This is a genomic window from Terrabacter terrae (assembly GCF_039529575.1).
GTDB lineage: Bacteria > Actinomycetota > Actinomycetes > Actinomycetales > Dermatophilaceae > Terrabacter > Terrabacter terrae.
Map to the genome: position 1 here is coordinate 912,259 of NZ_BAAANB010000001.1, position 22,652 is coordinate 934,910.

Sequence of the window (22,652 nt, forward strand, 5' to 3'; positions counted from 1 at the left end):
GCCCCCGATCTGCGTCGGAGGCCCACGGGGCGCGGGTGCACGTGGCGGAGTGAGCCTCAGCCACGCCGGACGTCGGGGCCGCCGGGGCGGTCTTGATAGAGGTCGTCGACGCCGTCGGCGTCGCCGTAGTCGCCCTCTCTCTCGCCCAGCGAGATCATCGTTCCGCCGGCGGCGTCGGCCCGCCGGCGCAGGTCGTCCGGGGCGACCGCGCGGGCGAGGTGGTAGGCGCCCACGGCGACGATGGTGCCGAGCGCGATGCCGCCGAGCTCGAAGGTGTCCGAGAACTTCAGGGAGACTCCGCCGATGCCGATGACGATGCCGGCGGCCACGGGGACGAGGTTGATGGGGTTGCCGAAGTCGACCCCGTTCTCCTTCCAGATCTTCGCGCCGAGCAGGCCGATCATGCCGTAGAGCACGACGGTGATGCCGCCGAGGACGCCGCCCGGCACCGACGCCACGAGGGCGCCGAACTTCGGCGAGAGGCCGAAGATGATCGCGACGACGGCCGCGACGTAGTAGGCCGCGGTCGAGTAGACGCGGGTGGCCGCCATGACGCCGATGTTCTCGGCGTACGTCGTCGTCGGCGAGCCGCCGACCGAGGAGGCGATGACGGTGCCGATCCCGTCTGCCGCGATGGCGCGACCCATGTACGGGTCGAGGTCGGCCTTCGTCATCTCCGCGACGGCCTTGACGTGGCCGGTGTTCTCGGCGATGAGCGCGATGACGGCCGGGAGCACGAGCAGGATCGCGGCGATGGAGAAGGACGGGGCGTGGATACCCACGATCTCCTTGCCGTCGGCGCCCGTCGTCGACGTCGGCGGGAGGCCGAACCAGGCCTGCGAGGCGAGGTTGTCGAAGTTCGTGCGGAAGTGCGTGGTGACCTTGCCGGCGCCGGCGTCGAAGGAGGTGATCTGGCCGAAGACCTTGTCGAAGAGCCACGAGATGATGTAGCCGAAGATCAGCGCGAGGAAGACGGCGATGCGCGAGACGAAGCCCTTGAAGGCGACCGCGCAGACCACCACGAAGAGCATGACGAGCAGCGCGACCCACTGGTCCTGCGGCCAGTAGACGTTGGCCACGACCGGCGCGAGGTTGAAGCCGATGAGCATGACGACCGCGCCGGTCACGACCGGCGGCAGCACCTTGTGCAGCACGCCCGACCCGAGGAAGTGGATGATCACGCCGACGAGTGCGAGCACGGCGCCGGCGACGAGGATGGCGCCGGTGACCGTCGCCGACGTGCCGCCCTGTGCCCGGATGGCGATGACCGCGCCGACGAAGCTCGCCGACGTGCCGAGGTAGCTCGGCACCCTGCCGCCCACGATGAGCAGGAAGCAGATGGTCGCGATGCCGCTCATCATGATCGCGAGCTGGGCGTTGAGGCCCATGAGGAGGGGGAAGACGAACGTCGCACCGAACATGGCGACGACGTGCTGGGCGCCGAGGCCCACCGTCTTGCCCCAGGACAGGCGTTCGTCGGGTGCGACGACGTCGTCGGGGCCCAGCGTCTTGCCGTCCCCGTGCAGTTTCCAGCCCAAGCCCAAAGCCATTCCGACTCCTATGGTTGCCACACCTTGGTGATGTGGGTGACGCCCCAAGCCGGGGTTGGCCCGCAAACTACTCCCCGGCAGCCGGGCCGCGTTCGTCAAACGCTGATACACGCCGACGCCGGCCGTCCGGCACTTCCTGCCGTATGCCGTCACCTGCCTCTCGCCGGACCGCTGACTCCTCGACGTGGAAGTCCGCACCCCCTCGGCGGGTGCGATGTTCCACGAACGGCGCCACACGGCATACGTGCTCGGCGGCCCCGCGGTCAGATGCCGCGCATCTGGTGGATCTTGAGCGCGAGGGCGAGCGTGAGGCGCAGGTCGGGGTCGGTGGTGAAGGGGCCGAGCATCTTCTCGAGCTTGCCGATGCGGTAGCGCAGCGTGTTGTAGTGGAAGAAGAGCAGCCGCGCCGTCTCGGCGACGTTGAGGTTCGTGTCGAGCAGGATGCTGAGGGTCTGGCGCAGCCCGGCATACTCGGGTGACTCGTCGGTCGCCAGCTCGCGCAGCGACTCGTGGACGAAGCGGCGCAGGTCGGCGCCGTCGGGGATGAGGGCGAGCAGCCGGTAGATCCCCAGCCCGTCGACGTGGGTGAGGGCGCCGTCGCCGTGCATCTGCCGGCCGACCGTCACGGCCGAAAGCGCCTCCTCGTATGCCTGGGGCAGGGTCGCCACGGACGCGATCGTGCGCGACACCCCGGCCGAGAACGAGCGCCGTCCTCCGCCGCCGTCACCGCGCACGACCCGGACGTAGTCGCCGACGATCCTCATGACGTGGTCGGTGTCGGCGTCGACGGGGACACCGATGAGGGCGACCACCTCGCGGCTGAACCCCATGACGGGCGAGCGGGCGTCGCGAACGGCGACGGCGTGCGTCCACGCCCGGGCGAAACGCTGCTGCAGGAAGCGCACCTCGTCGGCGTCGCGCGTGGAGAGGTCGTCGTCCTCGTCGGTCTCGGCGACGACCACGACCATGGGTCGGGCGATGTCCCAGCCGAGCGAGGTGGCGTGGGCCACCGCGTCGACGGGGGTGCCGGCCCGGCCGGCCAGGGCGTCGCGGAGGAACTCGGCGCGGTACTTGCTCTCGACGGCCGAGACCGCCTGGTCCTTCGTGATCGCGAGGGCGGCCACCGTGGCGGCCCTCTCGAGCAGGCGCACGTCGTCGGCGGTGAGGTGGCGGTGGCTGCAGAAGGCGATGAGGACGCCGTGGTCGAGGTGGCCGGCGACGATGCGCACGGCCGCGCGGTCGGCGCCCGGCCCCTCCGGACGCGGCCCCATGGGCTCGGTCTCGGTCAGCAGCCGTCCGGTGCGGTCGAAGCAGCCGAGCCGCGTCGCGTGCTCGAGCTCGCTCTGGGAGCCGGCCTGCGCGATGACCCGGCCGTCCGTGGTCGTGACCATGACCGCGCCGTCGAGGAAACCGACGACCTGCCCGCAGAGGTCGTCGAGGGAGCCGCCGGCGAGGACGATCTGCACGAGTGCCCGGTCGGCGTCCTCGAGCCGGCGCAGCACCGCGGTCTGGTGCTCGAGGATCGCGCTCAGCACCTCGGTCGTGAAGGTCGCGATGTGGTCGAGCGGGATGTCGAGAACCGGCAGCCCGGTGCAGGCTGCGATTTCGACGAGCTCGCCCAGTGCAGGACCGGTGAGCCCCGAGACGACCAGCCCGGAGGCGCCGGACCGCTCCAGTGTGGTGACGACCTCGGCACCCCAGCCCGGGACGCCGCTCTGCTCGCCGAGCGCCGCGGCGTCGGCCAGGACGAGCCGGTGGGCGAGGCTGGCGCCGGCCACCGCGGCGCGCAGTGCGGACCGCAGCGGCGTCGTGCTGTCGACGCTCGTGTCCAGCCGTGGGAAGTCCGCGTGGACCTGCCCGTGGGCCGCGGCGGCCAGCCCGGCGATGAGCCGCAGGGAGATCCCGGACGCGTCGGGCTGCGTGGGTGCGACGTCCGGCGCCTCGACTGGCAACTCACTGTGCGAGGGAGCCAGATCGTTGGCAACTTTCACCATGAGCGCACCCTACCCACGGTCGGTAGCGTCGCGGCAGCGTCCGCGTCGGGCGGTGCGCGACCCGACCTGGAGCGGGAGGTGAGCGTGGGCGCGATCGCGGGCCTCGACCGGGTGCGGCTCCCTGCCGCCGTGTCTCCGCTCGTCGCCGCGGAGCTGGCCGGCCCGCCGCGGCACCGGCGCGTGCTCGCGGCGTTCCCGTCGTGCCTCTACGTCGAGCTCGGCGCGCACGAGCGGGTCCTCGGCGTGCTCACCTCCGACGCCGAGCCGCTGCCGATCGGGGTGCGCCTGGCCGTTCCGTCCTCGGACGTGCAGTGGGGTGTCGAGCCCGGCGGCCACGTGGTCGTGGGGGAGGGGCGCGTACGCCTGCCGCAGGCCGATGTCGTCGCCGTCCGGCCGCTGCCCCCGGGTCGCGTGCAGCCTGTTCGTTCGTGTATCTCCGCCGTTTCTCTGCCCGCCCCGGGCGCCCTGGGCGCTCTCGCGCGTGACCTGACCGCCGCGGCGCTCGCAGCCGAGTCGGTGGAAGCCGGCGTAAGGGGACTGGTCGGCGCCGGCCGCGGGCTCACGCCCAGTGGCGACGACGTCCTCTGCGGGGTCCTGCTGACGCTGTCGGCCGTCGAGTCGCCGGAGGCACGCCGCGCCCTGGCCGCCGTGCGGACCGTCGTCCGAAGCGCGCTGCTGCGCACGACGAGCCTGTCGGCCGCCCTCCTCGTGGCAGCCGGCGACGGGTATGCCGTCCCGGACGTCGCGCGCCTCGTCACCCTCCTCGCCGGGGCCGGGTGTGCCGCGCCCGAACGGGGGCTGGTCGAGCGTGTCCTCGCCATCGGGCACACCTCCGGCCGTGACCTGCTCGCCGGCGTGAGCGGTGCCCTGCGTGCCCTCCGCCACCACGCATCGACCACCCAGGAAGGGGTCCGCCGTGCCTGACCACGTCGAGCTGAGGACCGGTGCCTACCACGACTCCGTGACGCTCATGCAGGTCTCGCGCGCCGTCGCCGCGACGCCCGGCGTGGAGGCCGCGCAGGTGGCCATGGCGACCGAGCTGAACCTCGACGTCCTGCGCGGCATGGGCTTCGCGGTGCCGCCGTCGGCGCCCAACGACCTCGTCGTCGCCATCCGCGGCGACGAGCCGGCCATCGCCGCCGGGCAGGCCGCGCTCGAGGCCGCTCTGGCCCAGAGTCATTCTGCTGCAACGGGTTCCGGCGGCCTCGGTGCTGCTCCACCGCCGCGTACGCTCGGCCGCGCCATCCGGCTCTCCAACTCCGACCTCGCCCTGGTCTCCGTGCCGGGCGAGCACGCGGTGACGGAGGCGCTCGACGCCGTGCGCGCCGGCATCTCCGTCATGGTCTTCTCCGACAACGTCCCGCTCGAGGACGAGGTCCGCCTCAAGGACGTGGCGGCGGCCGCCGGCGTCCTCGTCATGGGTCCCGACTGCGGCACCGCGGTCATCGGGGGAGTGGGGCTCGGCTTCGCCAACGTCGTGCGTCCCGGACCGGTCGGTCTCGTCGCCGCCTCCGGGACCGGCGCCCAGCAGGTGATGTGCCTGCTCGACGCGGCGGAGCTCGGCATCAGCCACTGCCTCGGCGTCGGTGGGCGCGACCTGTCGGCAGCGGTGGGCGGCCGTTCGACGAAGCAGGCGCTCGCCGCCCTCGCCGCCGACCCCGCGACCGAGACCATCGTGGTCGTCTCCAAGCCGCCCGCTCCTGAGGTCCTCGCCGACCTGGAGGCGTATGCCGCCACGCTCGGCAAGCCGGTCCACTGGGCGACGCTCGGGCCGGGTCGGCCGGACCTGACCGCAGCGGTCGAGTCCGTCCTCGCGGCGACGTCGGGTGGCGCAGCGAGCGCGGCGACGGACGGCACGCCGGAGCACGTGTGGCCCGACTGGACCGGCGCCTCGAGCGACGAGCTCGGCCAGGGCTCCCTCCGCGGGCTTTTCTGCGGCGGCACCCTCGCCGACGAGGCGATGCTCATCGCGGCCGAGGTCCTCGGAGACGTGCGGTCCAACATCCCGCTGCGTCCCGACCTGGCCCTCGGCCCGGATCTGCGCGACCCCGGTCACGTCGTCATCGACTTCGGCGACGACACCCTGACACGTGGCCGGGCGCACCCGATGATCGACCCCTCGCTGCGTCTCGAGCGGATCGCCGTCGAGGCCGCCGACCCGACCTGCGGCGTCCTGCTCCTCGACCTCGTCCTCGGCCACGGCGCCCACCCCGACCCGGCGCCCGAGCTGGCCGACGCCATCCGCGCGGCGCGCGAGACGGCAGCCGCCGACCGCCGCGACCTCCCGGTCGTCGTGTCCCTGACCGGCACGGCCGGCGACCCACAGGGCCTGGAGCGGTGCGCCGAGATCCTCACCGACGCGGGTGCCACCGTGCTGCAGTCAAACGCCAACGCCACCCGGCACGCCATCCACCTGCTGGGGCGCCAGACCGGGCCAGTGGAGCCGGCGCCGACCCGCACGGAGCCCAGCCACACGGCATACGCCAGCGGGGCAGGTGAGTCCGCGATCCTCGAGAACGAGCCACTCCACGGACTGCTCTCGTCCGAGGTGTCCGTCGCGGCGGCGGGGGCGTCGCTCCTCGCCGACTCGCTTCGGGCACAAGCGGTGTCGGTGACGGAGGTGGCGTGGCAGCCCCCGATGCCGCATACCTCTGCCGACCTCACGCGCGTGCTCGCCGACCCTCGTCGTGACGCCGCCAACGCGGAGGCCCTGCGTCGGATGACCGCTGCGGGCGCCGACCTCGTCGACGTCCGTCCGGCGAGCGAGGCGCTGGGCCTCGAGCGCGGCACGTTCCTGCACGCCGGTCCGCCGATCACCTTCGACCGGGCCTCGGGCCCGCTCCGCGGCGCGCTCATCGGCGCCGTGCTCCTCGAGGGCCTGGCCGACACGGCGGACGAGGCAGAAGCCAGACTCGAGAAGGGCGACGGCATCACGCTCGAGCCGTGCCACCACCGCGACGCCGTCGGCCCGATGGCCGGAGTCATCAGCCCCTCGATGTGGGTCTACGAGCTGCGCGACGAGGTGCACGACCACACGTCGCGGTGCTCGCTCAACGAGGGGCTCGGCAAGGTGCTGCGCTACGGCGCCTACGGCCCCGAGGTCATCGACCGGCTGCGGTGGATGAACGGCGTCCTGGGCCCGATCCTCCAGCAGGCCGTCCGCGCCCGCGCAGACCAGCAGGGCCCGATCGACATCAAGGCGATCATCGCGCAGATGCTCCAGATGGGCGACGAGGGCCACAACCGCAACCGCGCGGGCTCCCTCATGCTGCTGCGCGAGCTGCTCCCGACGATGATCACCGCCGACGCGTCGTCCACCGACATCGCCGAGGCGGTGCGCTTCTCCGGCGCCAACGAGCACTTCTTCCTCAACCTCGGTATGCCGGCCTGCAAGCTGAGCACGCTTGCCGCGCATGGCACCCCGGGCTCCACGGTCGTGACCACCATGGCGCGCAACGGGACCGACTTCGGCATCCGCGTCTCGGGCACGGGCGACCAGTGGTTCACCGGGCCGGCGAACACGCCGGAAGGGCTCTTCCTCGGGTCCTACGGCCCGGACGACGCGAACCCCGACATCGGCGACTCGGCCATCACCGAGACGGCCGGCATCGGCGGCTTCGCCATGGCCGCTGCCCCGGCCATCGTCCGCTTCGTCGGCGGCGACGTGCCGTTCGCGCTGCGGGCCACGCAGACGATGTACGAGATCACGGTCGGCGAGCACACGGCCTACCAGGTGCCGATCCTCGAGTTCCGCGGGACGCCGACCGGCATCGACGTCGCCGCGGTGGCGCGGACCGGCATCCTGCCCCAGATCAACACCGGCATGGCCGGCCGGGTCGCCGGCACCGGCCAGGTGGGCGCCGGCCTCGTCACCCCGCCCGCCGAGTGCTTCACCGGGGCTTTGTCCGCGCTGGCGCAGGCGGTCGGCTGACTGGCCTCGACGGCCGGTCCTTCGTCACTGTTGCGTCGGGTGCAACAGTGACGGAGCCGGCACGCCGACGACCGGCACAGTCACCGACGACCACGCCGACCGCGACGTCCCGGAGACCCAGCCTGCCGCCACCCCGTGGTCGGAGTCCGCTCAGGAACTGGACCTAGCCTCCCCACCGTGACGCAGTCGAACGAGAGCCCTCGCCCGTCCAGGCGCGCGGTTCTCGCAGGGGCGAGCGCGCTGGTGCTGGGCGCCTGCACGGGCGGCACCTCCACCTCAGGGGCCGATGCGTCTGCAGGCACGGCGTCACCCGGTGGCGCGTTGCCCTCCACCGGCGGGGCCCCCGCCAGACCCACGGCCTCGGCGAGCGGCCCCGGATGGGTGCGGGCGGAGAACGCCCGGCCGGGCACCACCGCCTGGCGGATCGACACGGCGCACCAGGCCTCGGAGACCGAGCTCGCCGGCTACACCAGCACGGCCAGCGTCCTGCCCGGGGAGTCGTTCGGCCTGCACCTCAGCTCCGCCCTGGGTGCCGTCACCGTCCGCGCCTACCGCCTCGGCCACTACGCCGGCACCGGCGCCCGCGAGATCTGGTCCTCGCGCGCCGTGCCGGCGACGCGGCAGCCGGCCCCCGCCGAAGACGCCCTCCACACCGTCCGCTGCGCCTGGCCCGAGACGCTGCGCATCGACACGTCCGGGTGGCCCGAGGGCAGCTACCTGCTCCGGCTCGAGGCCGGCGGCCGAGCCCGCTACGTGCCGATCGTCGTGCGCTCGCGCACCACGGCCGGACGCCTCGTGATCGTCTCGGCCGTGACCTGCCACCAGGCGTACAACCAGTGGGGCGGCTACTCGCTCTACAAGGGACCGGACCGGAGCTTCGCGACGCGCGCCAGTGCCGTCTCCTTCGACCGCCCCTACGACAAGAACGGTGCCCCGCTCGTCCTGACCCACGAGCAGGGCCCGATCTTCGTCGCCGAGGGCCTCCACCGCCCAGACCTCGACCTCGCCTACGTCACCTCGTGGGACCTGCACCGCGATCCGGGACTGCTCGCCGGGGCCAGGGGGCTCGTCTCGCCCGGCCACGACGAGTACTGGACCGTGCCGATGCGCCGGCACGTCGAGGCGGCCCGCGACGCCGGCACCAACCTCGCCTTCCTCGGCGCCAACGCCCTCTACTGGCGGGCGCGCCTCTCACCCGACGGCCGGCTGCTCACCTGCTACAAGGACGCGAGCCTCGACCCCCAGCACTCCAGCCCCGAGACGACCGTGCAGTGGCGGCAGTCGCCCCACCCCGACCCGGAGAACTCGCTCACCGGCATGCTCTACGAGGCGTTCCCCGCCGAGGCCGACCTCGTCGTCCACGACCCCGGCTTCTTCCTCCTCGCCGGCACCGGCGCCAAGAAGGGGGAGCGGTATGCCGGCCTGGTCGCCACCGAGATCGACCGGGCCTACCCGGTGGCGGGCACCCCGGCGAACCTCCAGGTCGTCGCCCACTCACCCGTGCCGCAGTTCCAGAAGCCCGACACCCACTCGGACATGACGTACTACACGGCCCCGAGCGGCGCCGGGGTCTTCGCCGTCGGCACCATGGCGTGGGCTGCGGGACTGCGCGGTGCGCATGCTCGTCCCCGCATCGACGAGCGCGCGGCCACCTTCGCGCGGACGGTCACCGCCAACCTCCTCCACGCGATGGCCGAGGGGCCGATGGGCCGGGCTCACCCGGCCCGCGCCAACCTGGAGGGCATCGGTGCGCCCTCCCGCACCGCCACCGGCACCGGAGGCCCCGTGGCCCGCGCGTGAGCCGTGGGCGAAGCGCCGGGAAAATGAGTGGGTCGCTGCCCGTTCGCCCACCTAGGGTGGACGGGCCATGCGAGACTTCCCGCCCCCTGTCCGGGCTTTCACCGACCGCGGCGCCGAAGCGCCCGACACCCGCTCGCCGCGGGCCTTCCTGCTGTGGATGGTGCGGCAGAACGGCAGCCTGTTCTGGGCCGGCCTTCTCGTCGCGCTGATCTGGATGGTGCCGCAGACCGTGGGGCCCTGGATGGTGGGGCGCGCGATCGACACGGGCATCGTCACGGGCGACACCGCCACGACGACGGGCTGGCTGCTCGCCATCGCGGTCGTCACGGTCTTCGGCGCGGTCAGCGGCATCCTTTTCCACACCGTCATCGTGCGCGAGTGGCTCATCGCCCTCTACGGCACGACGATGCTCGTCACCCGCAAGGCCCTGCAGCTCGGGCACGTCCTGACCCGGCGCACCCCGACGGGTGAGGTCCTCTCGGTCTCGGGCAGCGACGGCGACCAGTTCGGCGCGCTCATGGAGATCACGACGCGCGCCATCTCGCAGCTCGCCGCCTACCTCGTCGTGGCGGCTATCGTGCTCAGCACGTCGGTGCGCATGGGCGTGCTCGTGCTCGTGTCCGCGCCGCTGCTCGTCGTGCTCGGCGCGCCGCTGCTGCGGCCGATGCAGCGCTGGCAGGGGGTCGAGCGCTCCCGCAACTCCGAGCTGACCTCGATGGCGACCGACATCGTCGGCGGCCTGCGCATCCTGCGCGGCATCGGCGGCGAGGACACCTTCGGCGGCAACTACGCCGCGCAGTCGCAGAAGGTGCGCCAGTCCGGCGTCGCCGCCGGCCGCTGGCTCGCCGCCGTCGAGTCGGTCGGCGTGCTGCTCTCGGGCAGCTTCGTCGTCGCCCTGATGTGGCTCGGCACGCGCGAGGTCGCCCAGGGCCGCCTCACCGTCGGCCAGCTCGTCAGCTTCCTCGGCTACGGCCTCTTCCTCATCCAGCCGATGCGCACCTTCGTCGAGTTCGCCCAGAAGTGGACGCGCTCGGTCGTCTCGGCGCGCAAGGCGATCGCCGTGCTCGAGCAGCGTCCGCCGTGGGTGCATCCCGAGGACCCGGCCGCCCTCGACCCCACCGCCGAGATCGTCGACGAGCAGTCCGGTGCCGCGATCCGCCCGGGCGTCCTCACCATGGTCGTCTCGGCCGTGCCCGACGACTCGGCGGCGCTCGCCGACCGCCTCGGCCGTTACCTGCCGGGCGGCGACGGCACGCTCGTCAGCGACGAGATCCCCGAGGGCCTCAAGGGCCGGGCCGCCAAGCGGGAGCGGGCCGCCCGTGCCCGCGCCCGGGAGGAGCAGGCCCGCCTCGACGACGAGCGCGCCCGCCGGCCCTGGGGCGTCACCGTCGGCGGCGTCGACCTCTCGAGGGTGGAGCTCGACGAGGTACGCCGTCGCATCCTCGTGAGCGACAACGCACCCCAGGTGTTCGCCGGGACGCTCCGCTCGGCGGTCGACCCGCTCGGGCGGCTGAGCCGTGCCGAGGCGGAGCGGGCGCTCTACACCGCTGCCGCCGACGACGTCTTCGACGCGCTGCCCGGCGGCTGGCAGGGCGAGCTCGAGGAGCGCGGCCGCGGCCTCTCCGGCGGCCAGCGCCAGCGGCTCGTGCTCATGCGCGCGCTCGCCGCCGACCCCGACGTGCTCGTCCTCGTCGAGCCGACCTCGGCCGTCGACGCCCACACCGAGGCCCGCATCGCCGGCCGGCTGGGCGAGCACCGCCGGGGCCGCACGACGGTCGTCATGACCGCGTCACCGCTGCTGCTGCACCACGCCGACGAGATCATCCTGCTCGAGGGTGGCGTCGCGACCGCCCACGGTCGGCACGCCGACCTGCTGGCCGAGTCGCCGGCCTACCGCTCGGTCGTCGTCCGCGGCGCCGACGCGGACGCCTCCGTCCTCTCCCACCTCACCGAGGAGTCCTGATGAGCCCCGCCGACAGCAGCGTCGCGATGACGTATGCCGTCACGACGTCGACCTCTCCGCTGCCTCCCGAGCTGGCGGCCGAGTCCGAGCGCACCTGGGACGCCGTCAGCCACGTGCCGCCGGTGCCCGAGGAGCTGCGCCCGCCGCAGTCGGCCTCACCCGCCCAGCGCCTCCGCGCGCTGCGCCGCCGCCACCTGCTGCGCGAGCGGCGCGCGCAGGAGTTCGTCGCTGACACGATGAACGCCCGCAAGGGCCTGCCGATCGCCGACAACCGCAGCGTCGTCCGCTTCATCGGCGGGCTGCTGTCGCAGTCGCGGCTGCTCGTCATCGCCGTGGTGGCCGCCAACGCCCTCGCCGCGACGGCGGGCCTGCTCGTGCCCCGGCTGCTCGGCGAGCTCGTCGACTCCACCGTCGCCGACGTGCAGGCGGGCCGGGTCGACGCCGCGCTGGCGGGAGCCAACGCCGCGGCGCTCGTCGTCGCCGGGCTCGTCCTCCTGCAGAGCGCCTTCACCCTCGCCGCGAAGACCACCTCGGCCGTGCTCGGCCAGAGCGTCCTCGCCACCGCCCGCGAGTACGTCGTGCGAGCGATCCTGCGCCTCCCGCTCTCCCGCGTCGAGAGCGCCGGCTCCGGCGACCTCGTCACCCGCGTGACCCGCGACGTCGGCACGATGAGTGAGAGCGTGCGCTGGGCGCTGCCCGAGGCGATCGTCGCGAGCATCACCGTCGCGCTGACGCTCGTGGCGATGATCAGCAACTCCGTCGTCCTGTCGGCACCCTCGATCGTGCTCATGGCGCTGGCCCTCGTGCAGGTGCGCCGCTACCTCAAGCGCGCCTCGAAGGGCTATCTGACCGAGGGCGGCACGTACTCGCGGATCAACACCACCCTCACCGAGACCGTCGAGGGCGCCCGCACCGTCGAGGCGCTCGGGCTCGCCCGTCACCGCCTGCAGCGCGGCGACGACGACATCGCGGTCTCGGGCCAGGCCGAGCGCTACACGATGACGCTGCGCAACCTGCTCTTCGCCGTCATGGACATCGCCTTCGCCACCCCGCGCGTGCTCGTCCTGCTGCTCGGGTCCATCGGGTATGCCGAGGGCTGGGCCACGCTCGGACAGATCACGACCGCGATCCTCTACACCGAGGCGCTCTGGGGCCCGTTCGACATGCTGGTCTCGACGGTCGACCGCGTGCAGGTCGGCATCGCCTCCACCACCCGTCTGCTCGGGATCGCCACGGTCCCGCCCGACCGGCAGGCCGGGGACGACGTGCCGGTCGGGTCCGAGCTCGTCGGCAGCGACCTGCGCTACGCCTACCGCGCCGACCACGACGTGCTGCACGGCATCGACCTCGACCTGACCACGGGGGAGCGGCTCGCGATCGTCGGGCCGAGCGGCTCGGGCAAGTCGACGCTCGGCCGGCTCCTGTCGGGCATCCACGGCCCGCGCACCGGGTCGGTCACCGTCGGCGGCGTCGAGCTGACGTCGCTGCCGCTCGACACCCTGCGCACCGAGGTCGCCCTCGTCACCCAGGAGCACCACGTCTTCATCGGCTCGGTGCGCGACAACGTCGTCCTGGCGCGCGAGGGCTCCAGCGACGAGCAGGTCCGCGCGGCGCTGCGGGCCGTCGACGCGCTGGACTGGGTCGAGCGGCTCCCCGAGGGGCTCGACACGAAGCTCGGGTCGGGCCACCACGCGCTGACGCCGGGTCGTGCCCAGCAGATCGCGCTCGCGCGGCTGATCCTCGCCGACCCGCACACGATCGTGCTCGACGAGGCGACCTCGCTCATCGACCCGCGCACCGCGCGGCACCTCGAGGGCTCGATGAACGCGCTGCTGACCGGCCGCACCGTCGTGGCCATCGCGCACCGCCTGCACACGGCGCACGACGCCGACCGCATCGCCGTGGTCATCGACGGGCGCGTCGCCGAGCTGGGCAGCCACGACGAGCTCGTCGAGCTGGACGGGGAGTATGCCGCCCTCTGGCGTGCCTGGACCTCCTGACCTTCGCGGGTGAGAAGGCCCGACCGGAGACGTTGCACGATCCGGTCGACGGAGGCGGGCGCGCGTGTGAAGGTGTGCTCATGAGCAGCGACAGCACCGACAGCAGCGAGAGCACCGGCACCGAGGGCACCGACGCGCAGGCAGCCGGGGAGCGGACGGCATACGTCATCGTCGGGGGAGGGCTGGCGGCCGCGAAGGCGGTCGAGGGCATCCGCGAGAGCGACCCGACCGGCTCGATCCTCCTTGTCGCACAGGAGGACCGGCTGCCCTACGAGCGGCCGCCGCTGTCCAAGGGCGTGCTCAAGGGTGAGGACGAGATGGACACGGCGTTCACGCACGACCGCGACTGGTACGCCGAGCAGCACGTCGAGCTGCGGCTGGGCACCGCTGCGACCGTGCTCGACACCGCGAAGCACGAGCTGACCCTCGACGGCGGCGACGTCGTCGGCTACGAGAAGCTCCTGCTCGCAACCGGATCCGCGCCACGCGCGCTCGACGTCCCCGGCGCGGACCTCGACGGCGTGCTCTACCTCCGCGAGATGCAGGAGTCCGAGGCGCTCAAGGCGCGGCTGACCGACGGCGCCCGCGTCGTGCTCATCGGCGCCGGCTGGATCGGGCTCGAGGTCGCGGCCGCCGCGCGCCACCACGGCAGCTCGGCCACGATCATCGAGCCGCAGGCGGCGCCGCTGCTCGGTGTGATGGGCGAGCAGGTGGGCGGCTACTTCGCCGAGCTGCACCGCGGCCACGGCGTCGAGCTGCGGCTCGGCGAGGGCGTCGAGCGCATCGAGGGAGACGGCAGGGTCACCGGCGTCGTCACGAAGTCCGGCGACACGGTGCCGGCCGACGTCGTCGTGGTCGGGGTCGGCATCACGCCGAACACGGGCCTGGCCGAGGGCGCCGGCATCGAGACCGACAACGGCATCGTCACCGACCCGGGCCTGCGCACCTCGGCCGAGGGCGTCTGGGCCGCAGGTGATGTCGCGAACTGGCGCAGCACGACGCTCGACACGAACGTGCGGGTCGAGCACTGGGCCAACGCCCAGGACGGCGGGCTCGCGGCCGGCCGCTCGATGGCCGGCCAGGACGTCACCTACGACCCCATCCCGTTCTTCTTCTCCGACCAGTACGACATCGGCCTCGAATACGCGGGCTACGTCCCGCGCGGCACCGACGCGCAGGTCGTCCTGCGCGGGGAGCCGTCGAGCAACGAGTTCATGGCCTTCTGGGTCGTCCCCGAGGGAGAGGGCGTACGCGTGCTGGCCGGGATGCACGTCAACGTCTGGGACACGATCGACGACGTCCAACGCCTCGTGCGCGAGCACACCGTCGTCGACCCGGCCCGGCTCGGTGACCCGGGCGTCCCGCTCGGCGAGGTGGCGGCGTCGACCGCTTGATGCCCGACTCGGCCGTTTTGCTCCTTCGCCGCCGCTGGCTGTCTACCCTGAAGCGGTGGACGAGCAGGATCGGTGGATCCGCATCGCGGCAGAGATCCTCAACGCACCGCTGCCCACGGTCGCCCACGAGCTGCTCGCCGACGGGTTGATGCGTCAGACCCACGCCAACCTGGCGACGCGGATTGGCCTCGCCCCTGCGGACCCGGATGCCCTCACCATCTCCGTCGAGGCCCGGAAGGTCGTGCCGCCACGCGAGCGCTGGCCGGTGGCGGCCCAGGTCCGGGCGCATCCGCTCTCGCAGTACTACGCCACGACGACGGACCGCTCGCCCGTGCGGCTGACCGACCTCGTCGCCGCCGGTTGGGGTCTCGACGACGACGCGCACGACGCGATGGAGGCGCTCGGCATCACGGAGCACCAGCTGACGCTGCCCTGTCAGCCGCACCGGCGCGACTTCGACGGCTGGGTGGTGCTCAACGAGGACGGCTTCAGCGAGCAGGACCTCGCCGCCCTGACCGCACTGCAGCCTTTGCTCGTGGGCCTCGACCGCCACGTCGCGCACTTCGCCGAGTGGGCGGCGGTGCGCGATGCCCCGGCGCCTGACGCGGTGGCGCTGACGCCGCGCGAGCACGTCGTCCTGCGGCTGATGGCGGCCGGTTCCACGGCCGAGGCCATCGCGGCCCGGTTGGCCATCTCGCCGCGCACCGTGCACAAGCACCAGGAGCACCTCTACCGCAAGCTCCGCGCCTCCGACCGGCTCTCGGCCGTGCTCGCGGCGCAGCGGCTGGGGCTGCTGCCTGTGGGCTCGCCCAACCGCTAGGGCACCGGAGCGCGGGATGAGGGCGCGCGGCCCCACCGACCGCGCGCCCTTCTTCCCCTGCCCGAACCCTGAACAGCCCCCTGACCCCCCTCATGGCCCGGACCTTGGCCCCCACGAGCAGTCACAGTCTGCTGGCCCCGCGGGCGCCGGGGAATACGCAGACCTGCGTATGCCGTCCGTCCCGGCCGCGCGGCGAGGGCGGCGAGGGCGCGCAGCGGCGCGTGGCAGGATGGGCGCCGTGACGGCACAGATCCTCGACGGCAAGGCCACCCTCAAGGCGATCAAGGTCGAGCTGACCGAGCGGGTCGCCCGGCTGCGGGAGCAGGGCGTCGTGCCCGGCCTCGGCACCGTGCTGGTCGGCGACGACCCGGGCAGCCACTGGTACGTCAACGCCAAGCACAAGGACTGCGCCGAGATCGGCATCACGAGCATCCGCCGCGACCTGCCTGCCACGGCCACGCAGGCCGAGGTCGAGGCGGTCATCGACGAGCTCAACGCCGACCCGGACTGCACCGGCTTCCTCGTGCAGCAGCCGACCGGCCTCGACGAGATGGCGCTGCTGTCGCGGGTCGACCCGACGAAGGACGTCGACGGCCTGCACCCGATGAACCTCGGCTGGCTGGCGCTGGGCAAGCCGGCGCCGCTGCCGTGCACGCCGATGGGCTGCATCGAGCTGCTGCGCCGCCACGGCGTGCAGATCGCCGGCGCCAAGGTCGTCGTCATCGGCCGCGGCCTGACCGTGGGCCGGCCGCTCGGCCTGATCCTGACCCGCAAGAGCGAGAACGCGACCGTCACGCTGTGCCACACCGGCACGAAGGACCTCGCGGCAGAGGTGCGCCAGGCCGACATCGTCATCGCGGCGGCCGGGGTCCCGGGCATCATCACGAAGGAGATGGTCAAGCCCGGCGCGGCCGTCCTCGACGTCGGCGTCAGCCGGGTCGACGGCAAGATCGCCGGCGACGTCGCGCTCGACGTGGCCGAGGTCGCCGGCTGGGTCAGCCCCAACCCCGGCGGCGTGGGCCCGATGACGCGAGCCCTGCTGCTGACCAACATCGTGGAGGCGGCCGAGGCCGCGCTCGCGTCCGAGGCGGCCGGTGCTCCCGGCACGTCCGGCGCCTGAGCTGCTCCGATGCAGTGGCGGGGTAGCGGCTTCGTCGTCCTCAGCTGGTGGTACCTCGTCGCCGGTCTCGCGGCCGCCGGGGTGCTCGTCATGGGCTTCGCCGACGTGCGGTGGGGCGGCCGGATCGTGGCCGCCGCCTTTTTGGTCGGCGCGGTCATCCGGCTCGTGGCGCGGCCCTCGCGCAAGGCCGGTGGGCTCAACGTGCGCTCCCGGACGCTCGACGTGGTGATCCTGCTCGCGCTCGGGGTCGGGGTGCTCGTTGCGTCGGCCACCGTGAACCTGCACGCCGACGTCGACCGCGCACCCATCACCCGCACGTCCCGCTGAGGCACGCGGCCTACGCCCGCGGCCACACGGCATACGGCCCGCCCCACGGCATACGAAAGGGCGCCGCCCACCCGGAGGTGGACGGCGCCCGTTCGACGTGCGTGGTGCTCTGAGGCGCTCAGATGAGGCCGAGACCCTTGACGGCGTCGCGCTCCTCGGCGAGCTCGGCGACCGACTTGTCGATCTTGCCGCGCGAGAAGTCGTCGATGTCGAGGCCCTGGACGATGCTCCACTGGCCGTCCTTGACGGTGACGGGGAAGGAGGAGATGAGGCCCTCCTCGACGCCGTAGGAGCCGTCGGAGCGCACGGCCATGGAGACCCAGTCGCCCTCGGCGGTGCCCTCCACCCAGGTGCGCGCGTGGTCGATCGTCGCGGAGGCGGCCGACGCGGCCGAGCTCGCGCCTCGGGCCTCGATGATGGCGGCGCCGCGCTTGGCGACGGTGGGGATGAAGGTGTTCTCGAGCCAGTCCTGGTCGCCGACGGCCTCGGCGGCGTTGCGGCCACCGACCTCGGCGTGGAAGAGGTCGGGGTACTGCGTGGCGGAGTGGTTGCCCCAGATCGTCATCTTCTTGATCTCGGTGACCGGCACGCCGAGCTTGGCGGCGAGCTGGCTGATCGCGCGGTTGTGGTCCAGGCGCGTCAGGGCGGAGAAGCGCTCGGCCGGGATGTCGCGGGCGTTGCTCATCGCGATGAGCGCGTTGGTGTTGGCCGGGTTGCCGGTGACGGTCACCTTGATGTCGTCGGCCGCGACCTCGTTGAGAGCCTTGCCCTGTGGGGCGAAGATGCCGCCGTTGGCCTCGAGCAGGTCGCCGCGCTCCATGCCCGGGCCGCGGGGGCGGGCGCCGACGAGGAGGGCGAGATTGACGCCGTCGAAGACCTTGTTGGCGTCGTCGCCGATCTGCACGCCGGCGAGCGTCGGGAAGGCGCAGTCGTCGAGCTCCATGACGACACCCTCGAGCGCCTTGAGCGCGGGGGTGATCTCGAGCAGCCGCAGCTCGACCGGGGTGTCCGGTCCGAGGAGGGCACCGCTCGCGATGCGGAACAGGAGGCTGTAGCCGATCTGGCCGGCGGCGCCGGTGACGGCGACCTTGACGGGGGTTGTGCTCACAGGAAAGCCCTTCACATCGATGGGTCGCGGAATGCTCCCGACGCTACCAGTGCGGTTGTGCTGGACTGGACGGGCTACCGGGGTGCATCACGGGCGGCTCAGATGGTCAGGGCGAGCGAGCCGAGCGCGATGAGCCAGCTGACGAAGCTGCCGACGAGGAAGTACTCGGTGACGTCGTCGATGCCGGCGGGGCCGCCGTTGTAGGTGCCGGCCGTTGCGGGGTCGGCGTTGCGGGCGGCGGCCTGGATCTCGGGGAAGCGGAGCAGGCCCTTGGCGGCGATGACGAGGCTGGCGGCGCCGAACTCGCCGGCGAGCCCGAGCCCCAGGATGACGAGGCGCTCCATGGGGCCGAGAAGGCGGCCGCCCTTGAGCCGGTCGGCGGGCTGGGCGCTGCTCGGTGGTGGGGACTGGCCGGCGGCTGCGGCTGCGGCGGCTGCCGCGGCGTTGGCGTTGGTCACGTCAGAGGGGCGCAGCGCGCCGATGGTGAGCAGGACGAGGCGCACGATGACGTTGGCAGTGGCGAGGTTGAAGAAGGCGAGGCCGGTGAGCAGCAGCACGCGGGCAGCGTCGAGAGGCGTGCGGCCGGGGAGGTCGGCCCAACGCAGCCAGGTGGCGAGCGGCCCGTCGGGGTGCGAGGCGGCACCGGAGAAGCCGAGGAGTCCGACGACGAGCACGGCGAAGACGGTGAGGGGTGCGAGGGCGCGCCGGCCGGTCATCTGGGTCTTGCGGGAGAGCTCGGCCCACGCCGCGCCCACGGCTGCGGCGAGGAGGAGCGCGAGCCAGTCGGCCCAGGAGCGCATCCCGGCCAGCAGGCCGAGCACGATGATCACGAGGGGCGTGACGACGTGGCCGACGAAGCGGATCGGCGGCCTGCCGGTCGACCGGACAAGGTCGCCGATGCCGATGCCGATCAGGGCGATGGCGAGCCAGGTCACGGGAGCTCCCCGAGCGTGGCCATCGCCTCGAGGGCGACGCCGATGCCGTCGCGCCGCACGCGCTGCGAGACCGCGGACGGGCTGATGCCGACCCGTTCGGCGACGTCGTGCTGGGCCAGGCCGTGCATCAGTCCTCCGAGGATCTCGCGTGAGGTGGTCGACATGGAGCCAACCATGAAGTCCAGACAGTCCAGGGCAGCCTGCACGGCGGCGACGAGGGCGGGCGGCTCGTCGGGGGAGGCGTATGCCGTCCGCGACGTGCGCGTCTGGGCGCGCTGTGCCTTGTCCTCGGCGGTGGTGATGGCCTCGCGCGCGGCCCAGTAGGCGGGCCCGTCGTGGATACCGCGGACGGGGTCGAGCGTGGAGACGTCGCCGCGGCCGAGGCCGAAGCGGACGTCGGCGAGGGGGTGCAGCTCGTCGCGGACGACGAAGCTGGCTCGCAGTGCCGCGCCCAGCGTGGGGTAGACGCCCTGGAACTCGTCTCCTACCGTGATGACGGCGGGGTCTTGAGCCGGCACTTCGGCGTTGGCCCGGCTGACGGCCGCTTGGAAGCGGTCGTGCAGGGCTTGCCGGTTGCTGTGGGTGCGGGACTCGACGATGTCACCGATCAGCGCCACGGGTGAAGCCTTAACCTTCAGATCCACCATGTGAAGAGGATAGCTTCAGATCGGTGAAGTGCAGGCTTTCGCTTCAGTCAGGCTTGGCCTGCGTTCGGTCAGTCGTCGAGGATCGGGCGGCCCTCGGCGTCGACCGCGGCGTTGGTGACGGTGTCGGTCGTGCCGCTGATGTCCAGGTGCTCGCGCCGCTCGCCGGTGATCCACGCATACGTCGCGCCGGCGACGAGGCCACCGATGATCGGCGCGACCCAGAAGGCCCAGAGCTGACCGGGCGCGCCGTTGCCGTTGAAGAAGGCGACGGCCGTCGACCTCGCGGGGTTGATGGAGGCGTTGCTGATCGGGATCGCGACCAGGTGCGCAAGCAGCAGGCCGAAGCCGATCGCCAGCGGCGCGAACCCCTTGGGTGCCTGCTCCCTGGTGGCGCCGAGGATGATGTAGACGAAGAACGCGGTCAGGAGCGCCTCGACGATGAGGACGCCGACGAGGCCGAAGCCACCGGGGGAGTGTGCGCCGTAGCCGTTGGCCGCGAGGTTGCCGGTGGTCGGCAGGCCCTTCGACCTCACCAGGCCGGCGAGGGCGGCGCCGGCGAGCAGGCCGCCGACGAGCTGGGCTCCGATGTAGAGGGGGACCTCGCGCCACTCGAAGCGCTTGGCGATGGCGATTCCGATGGTCACCGCCGGGTTGAAGTGGGCCCCGGAGACGTGGCCCACGGCGTACGCCATGGTCGTGACCGCCAGCCCGAACGCGATGGCGACGCCCAGGTGGCCGATCCCGAGGTTGACGGGCGATGAATCGGACAGCTCCTTGACGAGGAACTTGGCGTCGAAGATGGCGGAGCCGCACCCGATGAAGACGAGCCAGAAGGTCCCGAGCACCTCGACCGCGAGCCGTGAGCTCAACTTGGGCGTGTACATCGGGCTCCTCCAGCAGGGTGTTGGCGCCGTGCGACCCGGGCGACTCCCGGTGTCCGCAGCCTAGTCAGCCGCCCGGCAGCACGTCTGCCAGATCGGCGACCCAAGCCCAGAGCCAAGACATCGCTGTTGTCGGTCAAGGGATGTCCACGATTCCGACGGTGTCTGGACCATCCCACATACCCGGCTATGCTGTGTTTCGCGCAGTTTGACCGAGTGATTCGTTCGCAGGGTCCGAATCCACACGGGGGACAGGTTGTCATCGTCGCCGTCCTCGCACCGGCACCGCGCACTCGGGGTAGTCAGGGACACGGGGGATGACAGGGTGACAGCACAGGCACGCAAGGCTCGTTGGACGCGACTCGGGTGGGCGGCAGTCGATGCCGTCATCTGGGTGGCGATGCTCTTCGGCGCGGTATGGATCCGGCTCGACTTCACGGTCGACGAGTCGTTCCTGCGAGGCACGGCCTACTTTGGCGTGGCTGCCATGGTCGCGCAGTTGCTGGTGGGCTACATCGTCGGTCCTTACTCGATCAGTCACCAGCTCGCCTCCTTCGAGGAGATCGTCGAGCTGACCACGACCACCGCGGTGGTCGGCGCTGGCCTCTTCCTCTGGGGCCTCATCGCGACGCCGGCGATCCTCCCGCGCGGGGTGCCGCTGACGGCAGCGGCGCTCGCGCTGGCCAGCATGTTCGCGTTGCGCTTCGTGGTGCGCACCGTCCGTTCCCACCGCGCGATGCAGGCCGCCGCAGAGCGTCGGGCGATCATTCTCGGGGCTGGCGAGGCCGGCCGTCGCCTGCTCCGCAGCATGAAGTACGACGGCGCAGGGTCGTTCGTGCCGGTGGCCCTTCTCGACGACGATCCGTCGAAGCAGCGCCTCCGGCTTGAGGGGCTGCGTGTGCGTGGCACGCGTTCCGCCATCGGCAAGGTGGCCGAGCGGTTCGAAGCGGACACGCTGGTCGTGGCCATGCCCAACGCGGAAGCGGCGACGCTACGCGACATCGCCTCCCGCGCGGCCGACGCCGGCCTCGAGGTCGTCACGCTTCCGCCGCTGAAGGAGATCATCGGTGGGCGTCCCACGCCGAATGACCTGCGTGACCTCGACGTGGCGGATCTGCTCGGGCGCCGTCCTGTCGACCTCGACACCACGGCTATTGCCGAGCAGATCTCCGGCCGGCGGATTCTCGTGACCGGCGCTGGCGGCTCCATTGGCTCGGAGCTGTGCCGTCAGATCGCGCGATTCGGTCCGTCGCGTCTCTTCATGCTCGACCGGGACGAGTCAGGTCTACAAGCGACCGAGATGAGTCTCAAGGGCAATGGTCTCCTGGAATCCGACGACCTTATTCTCGCTGACATCCGTGACCCGAAGGCCTTGGCGGAGGCGTTCACGCGGGCTCGTCCCGAGGTCGTCTTCCACGCGGCCGCCTTGAAGCACCTGCCGCTGCTCGAGGCGCACCCGCTCGAGGCGTGGAAGAGTAACGTCATTGGAACGCTCAACGTGCTGACCGCTGCCGAGGCGGTCGGCGTCTCCACCTTCGTGAACATCTCGACCGACAAGGCCGCGAACCCCACCTGCGTACTGGGCTACAGCAAGCGGCTGGCGGAGCGTCTCACTGCAGACTTCGCGCGTCGGGCCCAGGGGCGCTACGTGTCCGTGCGCTTCGGCAACGTCCTCGGATCCCGGGGTTCCGTGGTCCACGCGTTCACGGCGCAGATCGAGATGGGTGGGCCGATCACGGTTACGCACCCAGAGGTACGCCGCTACTTCATGCTCATCCCGGAAGCCTGCCAGCTCGTTCTCGAAGCTGCATCCATCGGCACGGACGGCGAAGTCATGGTGCTCGAAATGGGCGAGCAGGTGAAGATCCTTGAGGTCGCAGAGACGCTCATCCGCATGAGTGGTCGGCGCGACATCGACATCGTCTACACCGGCCTCCGACCCGGCGAGAAGTTGGGCGAGGAGCTCTTCTCGAAGGACGAGGGGCGAAGGAGTACTGAACACCCACTCGTAGACAGCGTCGACGTGCCGGCCCTCAACACCGGCTCGGTTGCCGCGATGCGATTCGGCTCCCAGGATCACGCAGGCGCGTACATGCGAGAGCGTGCCGCCGACGAAGTGCGCTTAGATGCGGGAATGGCTGCGTCTTGATGATCCTTTGGCTTCCCATGGCGGCTAGTGCGG

At 72.2% G+C, this 22,652-nt stretch carries 16 protein-coding genes; 10 read left to right on the plus strand and 6 right to left on the minus strand.

Annotation, left to right across the window (positions count from 1 at the left end; translation table 11 throughout):
• Nucleotides 1-56: 56 nt before the first annotated feature.
• Together ABD194_RS04145 and ABD194_RS04150 are read right to left on the minus strand one after the other, a co-directional pair.
• A complete protein-coding gene (locus tag ABD194_RS04145) occupies nucleotides 57-1,550 on the minus strand; it encodes a uracil-xanthine permease family protein (RefSeq protein ID WP_343987967.1) in 1,494 nt (497 codons plus the stop codon).
• A gap of 263 nt (nucleotides 1,551-1,813) precedes the next feature.
• The gene (locus tag ABD194_RS04150) at nucleotides 1,814-3,544 is read right to left on the minus strand and encodes a PucR family transcriptional regulator (protein WP_343987969.1); all 1,731 of its coding nucleotides are present in this window, start codon (nucleotides 3,542-3,544) and stop codon (nucleotides 1,814-1,816) included.
• A gap of 78 nt (nucleotides 3,545-3,622) precedes the next feature.
• On the opposite strand from ABD194_RS04150, the gene ABD194_RS04155 reads away from it, so the two are divergent.
• From ABD194_RS04155 to ABD194_RS04195, 9 genes are all read left to right on the plus strand, one after another.
• The gene (locus tag ABD194_RS04155; RefSeq protein ID WP_343987972.1) at nucleotides 3,623-4,468 is read left to right on the plus strand and encodes an oxamate carbamoyltransferase subunit AllH family protein; all 846 of its coding nucleotides are present in this window, start codon (nucleotides 3,623-3,625) and stop codon (nucleotides 4,466-4,468) included.
• Nucleotides 4,461-7,475 (plus strand): bifunctional FdrA/YlbE family protein, encoded by a 3,015-nt coding sequence (locus tag ABD194_RS04160; protein ID WP_343987975.1) that lies wholly within the window; start codon nucleotides 4,461-4,463, stop codon nucleotides 7,473-7,475. The genes ABD194_RS04155 and ABD194_RS04160 overlap by 8 nt, the downstream gene beginning before the upstream one ends.
• A 177-nt stretch (nucleotides 7,476-7,652) precedes the next feature.
• Complete coding sequence (locus ABD194_RS04165; protein WP_343987978.1) at nucleotides 7,653-9,275, plus strand: N,N-dimethylformamidase beta subunit family domain-containing protein; 1,623 nt, start codon at nucleotides 7,653-7,655, stop codon at nucleotides 9,273-9,275.
• Nucleotides 9,276-9,342: 67 nt separating this feature from the next.
• Nucleotides 9,343-11,238: an ABC transporter ATP-binding protein gene (locus ABD194_RS04170; RefSeq protein ID WP_343987981.1), complete on the plus strand. Its 1,896-nt coding sequence runs from the start codon at nucleotides 9,343-9,345 to the stop codon at nucleotides 11,236-11,238.
• Nucleotides 11,238-13,238, plus strand: a complete 2,001-nt coding sequence (locus ABD194_RS04175) for an ABC transporter ATP-binding protein (RefSeq protein WP_343987985.1) — start codon at nucleotides 11,238-11,240, stop codon at nucleotides 13,236-13,238. The genes ABD194_RS04170 and ABD194_RS04175 overlap by 1 nt, the downstream gene beginning before the upstream one ends.
• An 80-nt stretch (nucleotides 13,239-13,318) precedes the next feature.
• Nucleotides 13,319-14,632: an NAD(P)/FAD-dependent oxidoreductase gene (locus ABD194_RS04180; protein ID WP_343987988.1), complete on the plus strand. Its 1,314-nt coding sequence runs from the start codon at nucleotides 13,319-13,321 to the stop codon at nucleotides 14,630-14,632.
• A 55-nt stretch (nucleotides 14,633-14,687) separates the two neighbouring features.
• Nucleotides 14,688-15,452, plus strand: coding sequence for a response regulator transcription factor (locus tag ABD194_RS04185; protein WP_343987991.1), 765 nt, complete (start codon nucleotides 14,688-14,690; stop codon nucleotides 15,450-15,452).
• Between the two features lie 238 nt (nucleotides 15,453-15,690).
• Nucleotides 15,691-16,572, plus strand: coding sequence for a bifunctional methylenetetrahydrofolate dehydrogenase/methenyltetrahydrofolate cyclohydrolase (locus ABD194_RS04190; protein WP_343987994.1), 882 nt, complete (start codon nucleotides 15,691-15,693; stop codon nucleotides 16,570-16,572).
• A gap of 9 nt (nucleotides 16,573-16,581) precedes the next feature.
• Nucleotides 16,582-16,899, plus strand: coding sequence for a DUF3017 domain-containing protein (locus tag ABD194_RS04195; protein ID WP_343987998.1), 318 nt, complete (start codon nucleotides 16,582-16,584; stop codon nucleotides 16,897-16,899).
• Nucleotides 16,900-17,017: 118 nt separating this feature from the next.
• Here the strand turns inward: ABD194_RS04195 and ABD194_RS04200 are convergent, their stop codons facing one another.
• From ABD194_RS04200 to aqpZ, 4 genes are all read right to left on the minus strand, one after another.
• On the minus strand, nucleotides 17,018-18,007 hold the full coding sequence (locus tag ABD194_RS04200) for a malate dehydrogenase (protein WP_343988001.1): 990 nt from the start codon (nucleotides 18,005-18,007) through the stop codon (nucleotides 17,018-17,020).
• A 98-nt stretch (nucleotides 18,008-18,105) separates the two neighbouring features.
• Nucleotides 18,106-18,942 carry a hypothetical protein gene (locus ABD194_RS04205; protein WP_343988004.1) on the minus strand — a complete coding sequence of 279 codons (837 nt, stop codon included), beginning with the start codon at nucleotides 18,940-18,942 and terminating at the stop codon, nucleotides 18,106-18,108.
• Entirely contained in the window at nucleotides 18,939-19,589 is a 651-nt protein-coding gene (locus ABD194_RS04210) for a SatD family protein (protein ID WP_343988008.1), read from the minus strand. The genes ABD194_RS04205 and ABD194_RS04210 overlap by 4 nt, the downstream gene beginning before the upstream one ends.
• 68 nt (nucleotides 19,590-19,657) lie before the next feature.
• Nucleotides 19,658-20,473: an aquaporin Z gene (aqpZ, locus tag ABD194_RS04215; RefSeq protein WP_343988012.1), complete on the minus strand. Its 816-nt coding sequence runs from the start codon at nucleotides 20,471-20,473 to the stop codon at nucleotides 19,658-19,660.
• Between the two features lie 397 nt (nucleotides 20,474-20,870).
• Here aqpZ and ABD194_RS04220 point away from each other — a divergent pair, with 397 nt between their 5' ends.
• Complete coding sequence (locus tag ABD194_RS04220) at nucleotides 20,871-22,619, plus strand: polysaccharide biosynthesis protein (RefSeq protein WP_343988217.1); 1,749 nt, start codon at nucleotides 20,871-20,873, stop codon at nucleotides 22,617-22,619.
• The last annotated feature ends 33 nt before the right edge of the window (nucleotides 22,620-22,652 follow it).

Bases quoted from the DNA above. Each gene is read 5' to 3' on its own strand.
- ABD194_RS04145 (WP_343987967.1), bottom strand. From the start codon at position 1,550: ATGGCTTTGGGCTTGGGCTGGAAACTGCACGGGGACGGCAAGACGCTG.
- ABD194_RS04150 (WP_343987969.1), bottom strand. From the start codon at position 3,544: ATGGTGAAAGTTGCCAACGATCTGGCTCCCTCGCACAGTGAGTTGCCA.
- ABD194_RS04170 (WP_343987981.1), top strand. From the start codon at position 9,343: ATGCGAGACTTCCCGCCCCCTGTCCGGGCTTTCACCGACCGCGGCGCC.
- ABD194_RS04175 (WP_343987985.1), top strand. From the start codon at position 11,238: ATGAGCCCCGCCGACAGCAGCGTCGCGATGACGTATGCCGTCACGACG.
- ABD194_RS04180 (WP_343987988.1), top strand. From the start codon at position 13,319: ATGAGCAGCGACAGCACCGACAGCAGCGAGAGCACCGGCACCGAGGGC.
- ABD194_RS04195 (WP_343987998.1), top strand. From the start codon at position 16,582: ATGCAGTGGCGGGGTAGCGGCTTCGTCGTCCTCAGCTGGTGGTACCTC.
- ABD194_RS04210 (WP_343988008.1), bottom strand. From the start codon at position 19,589: ATGGTGGATCTGAAGGTTAAGGCTTCACCCGTGGCGCTGATCGGTGAC.
- aqpZ (WP_343988012.1), bottom strand. From the start codon at position 20,473: ATGTACACGCCCAAGTTGAGCTCACGGCTCGCGGTCGAGGTGCTCGGG.
- ABD194_RS04220 (WP_343988217.1), top strand. From the start codon at position 20,871: ATGCTCTTCGGCGCGGTATGGATCCGGCTCGACTTCACGGTCGACGAG.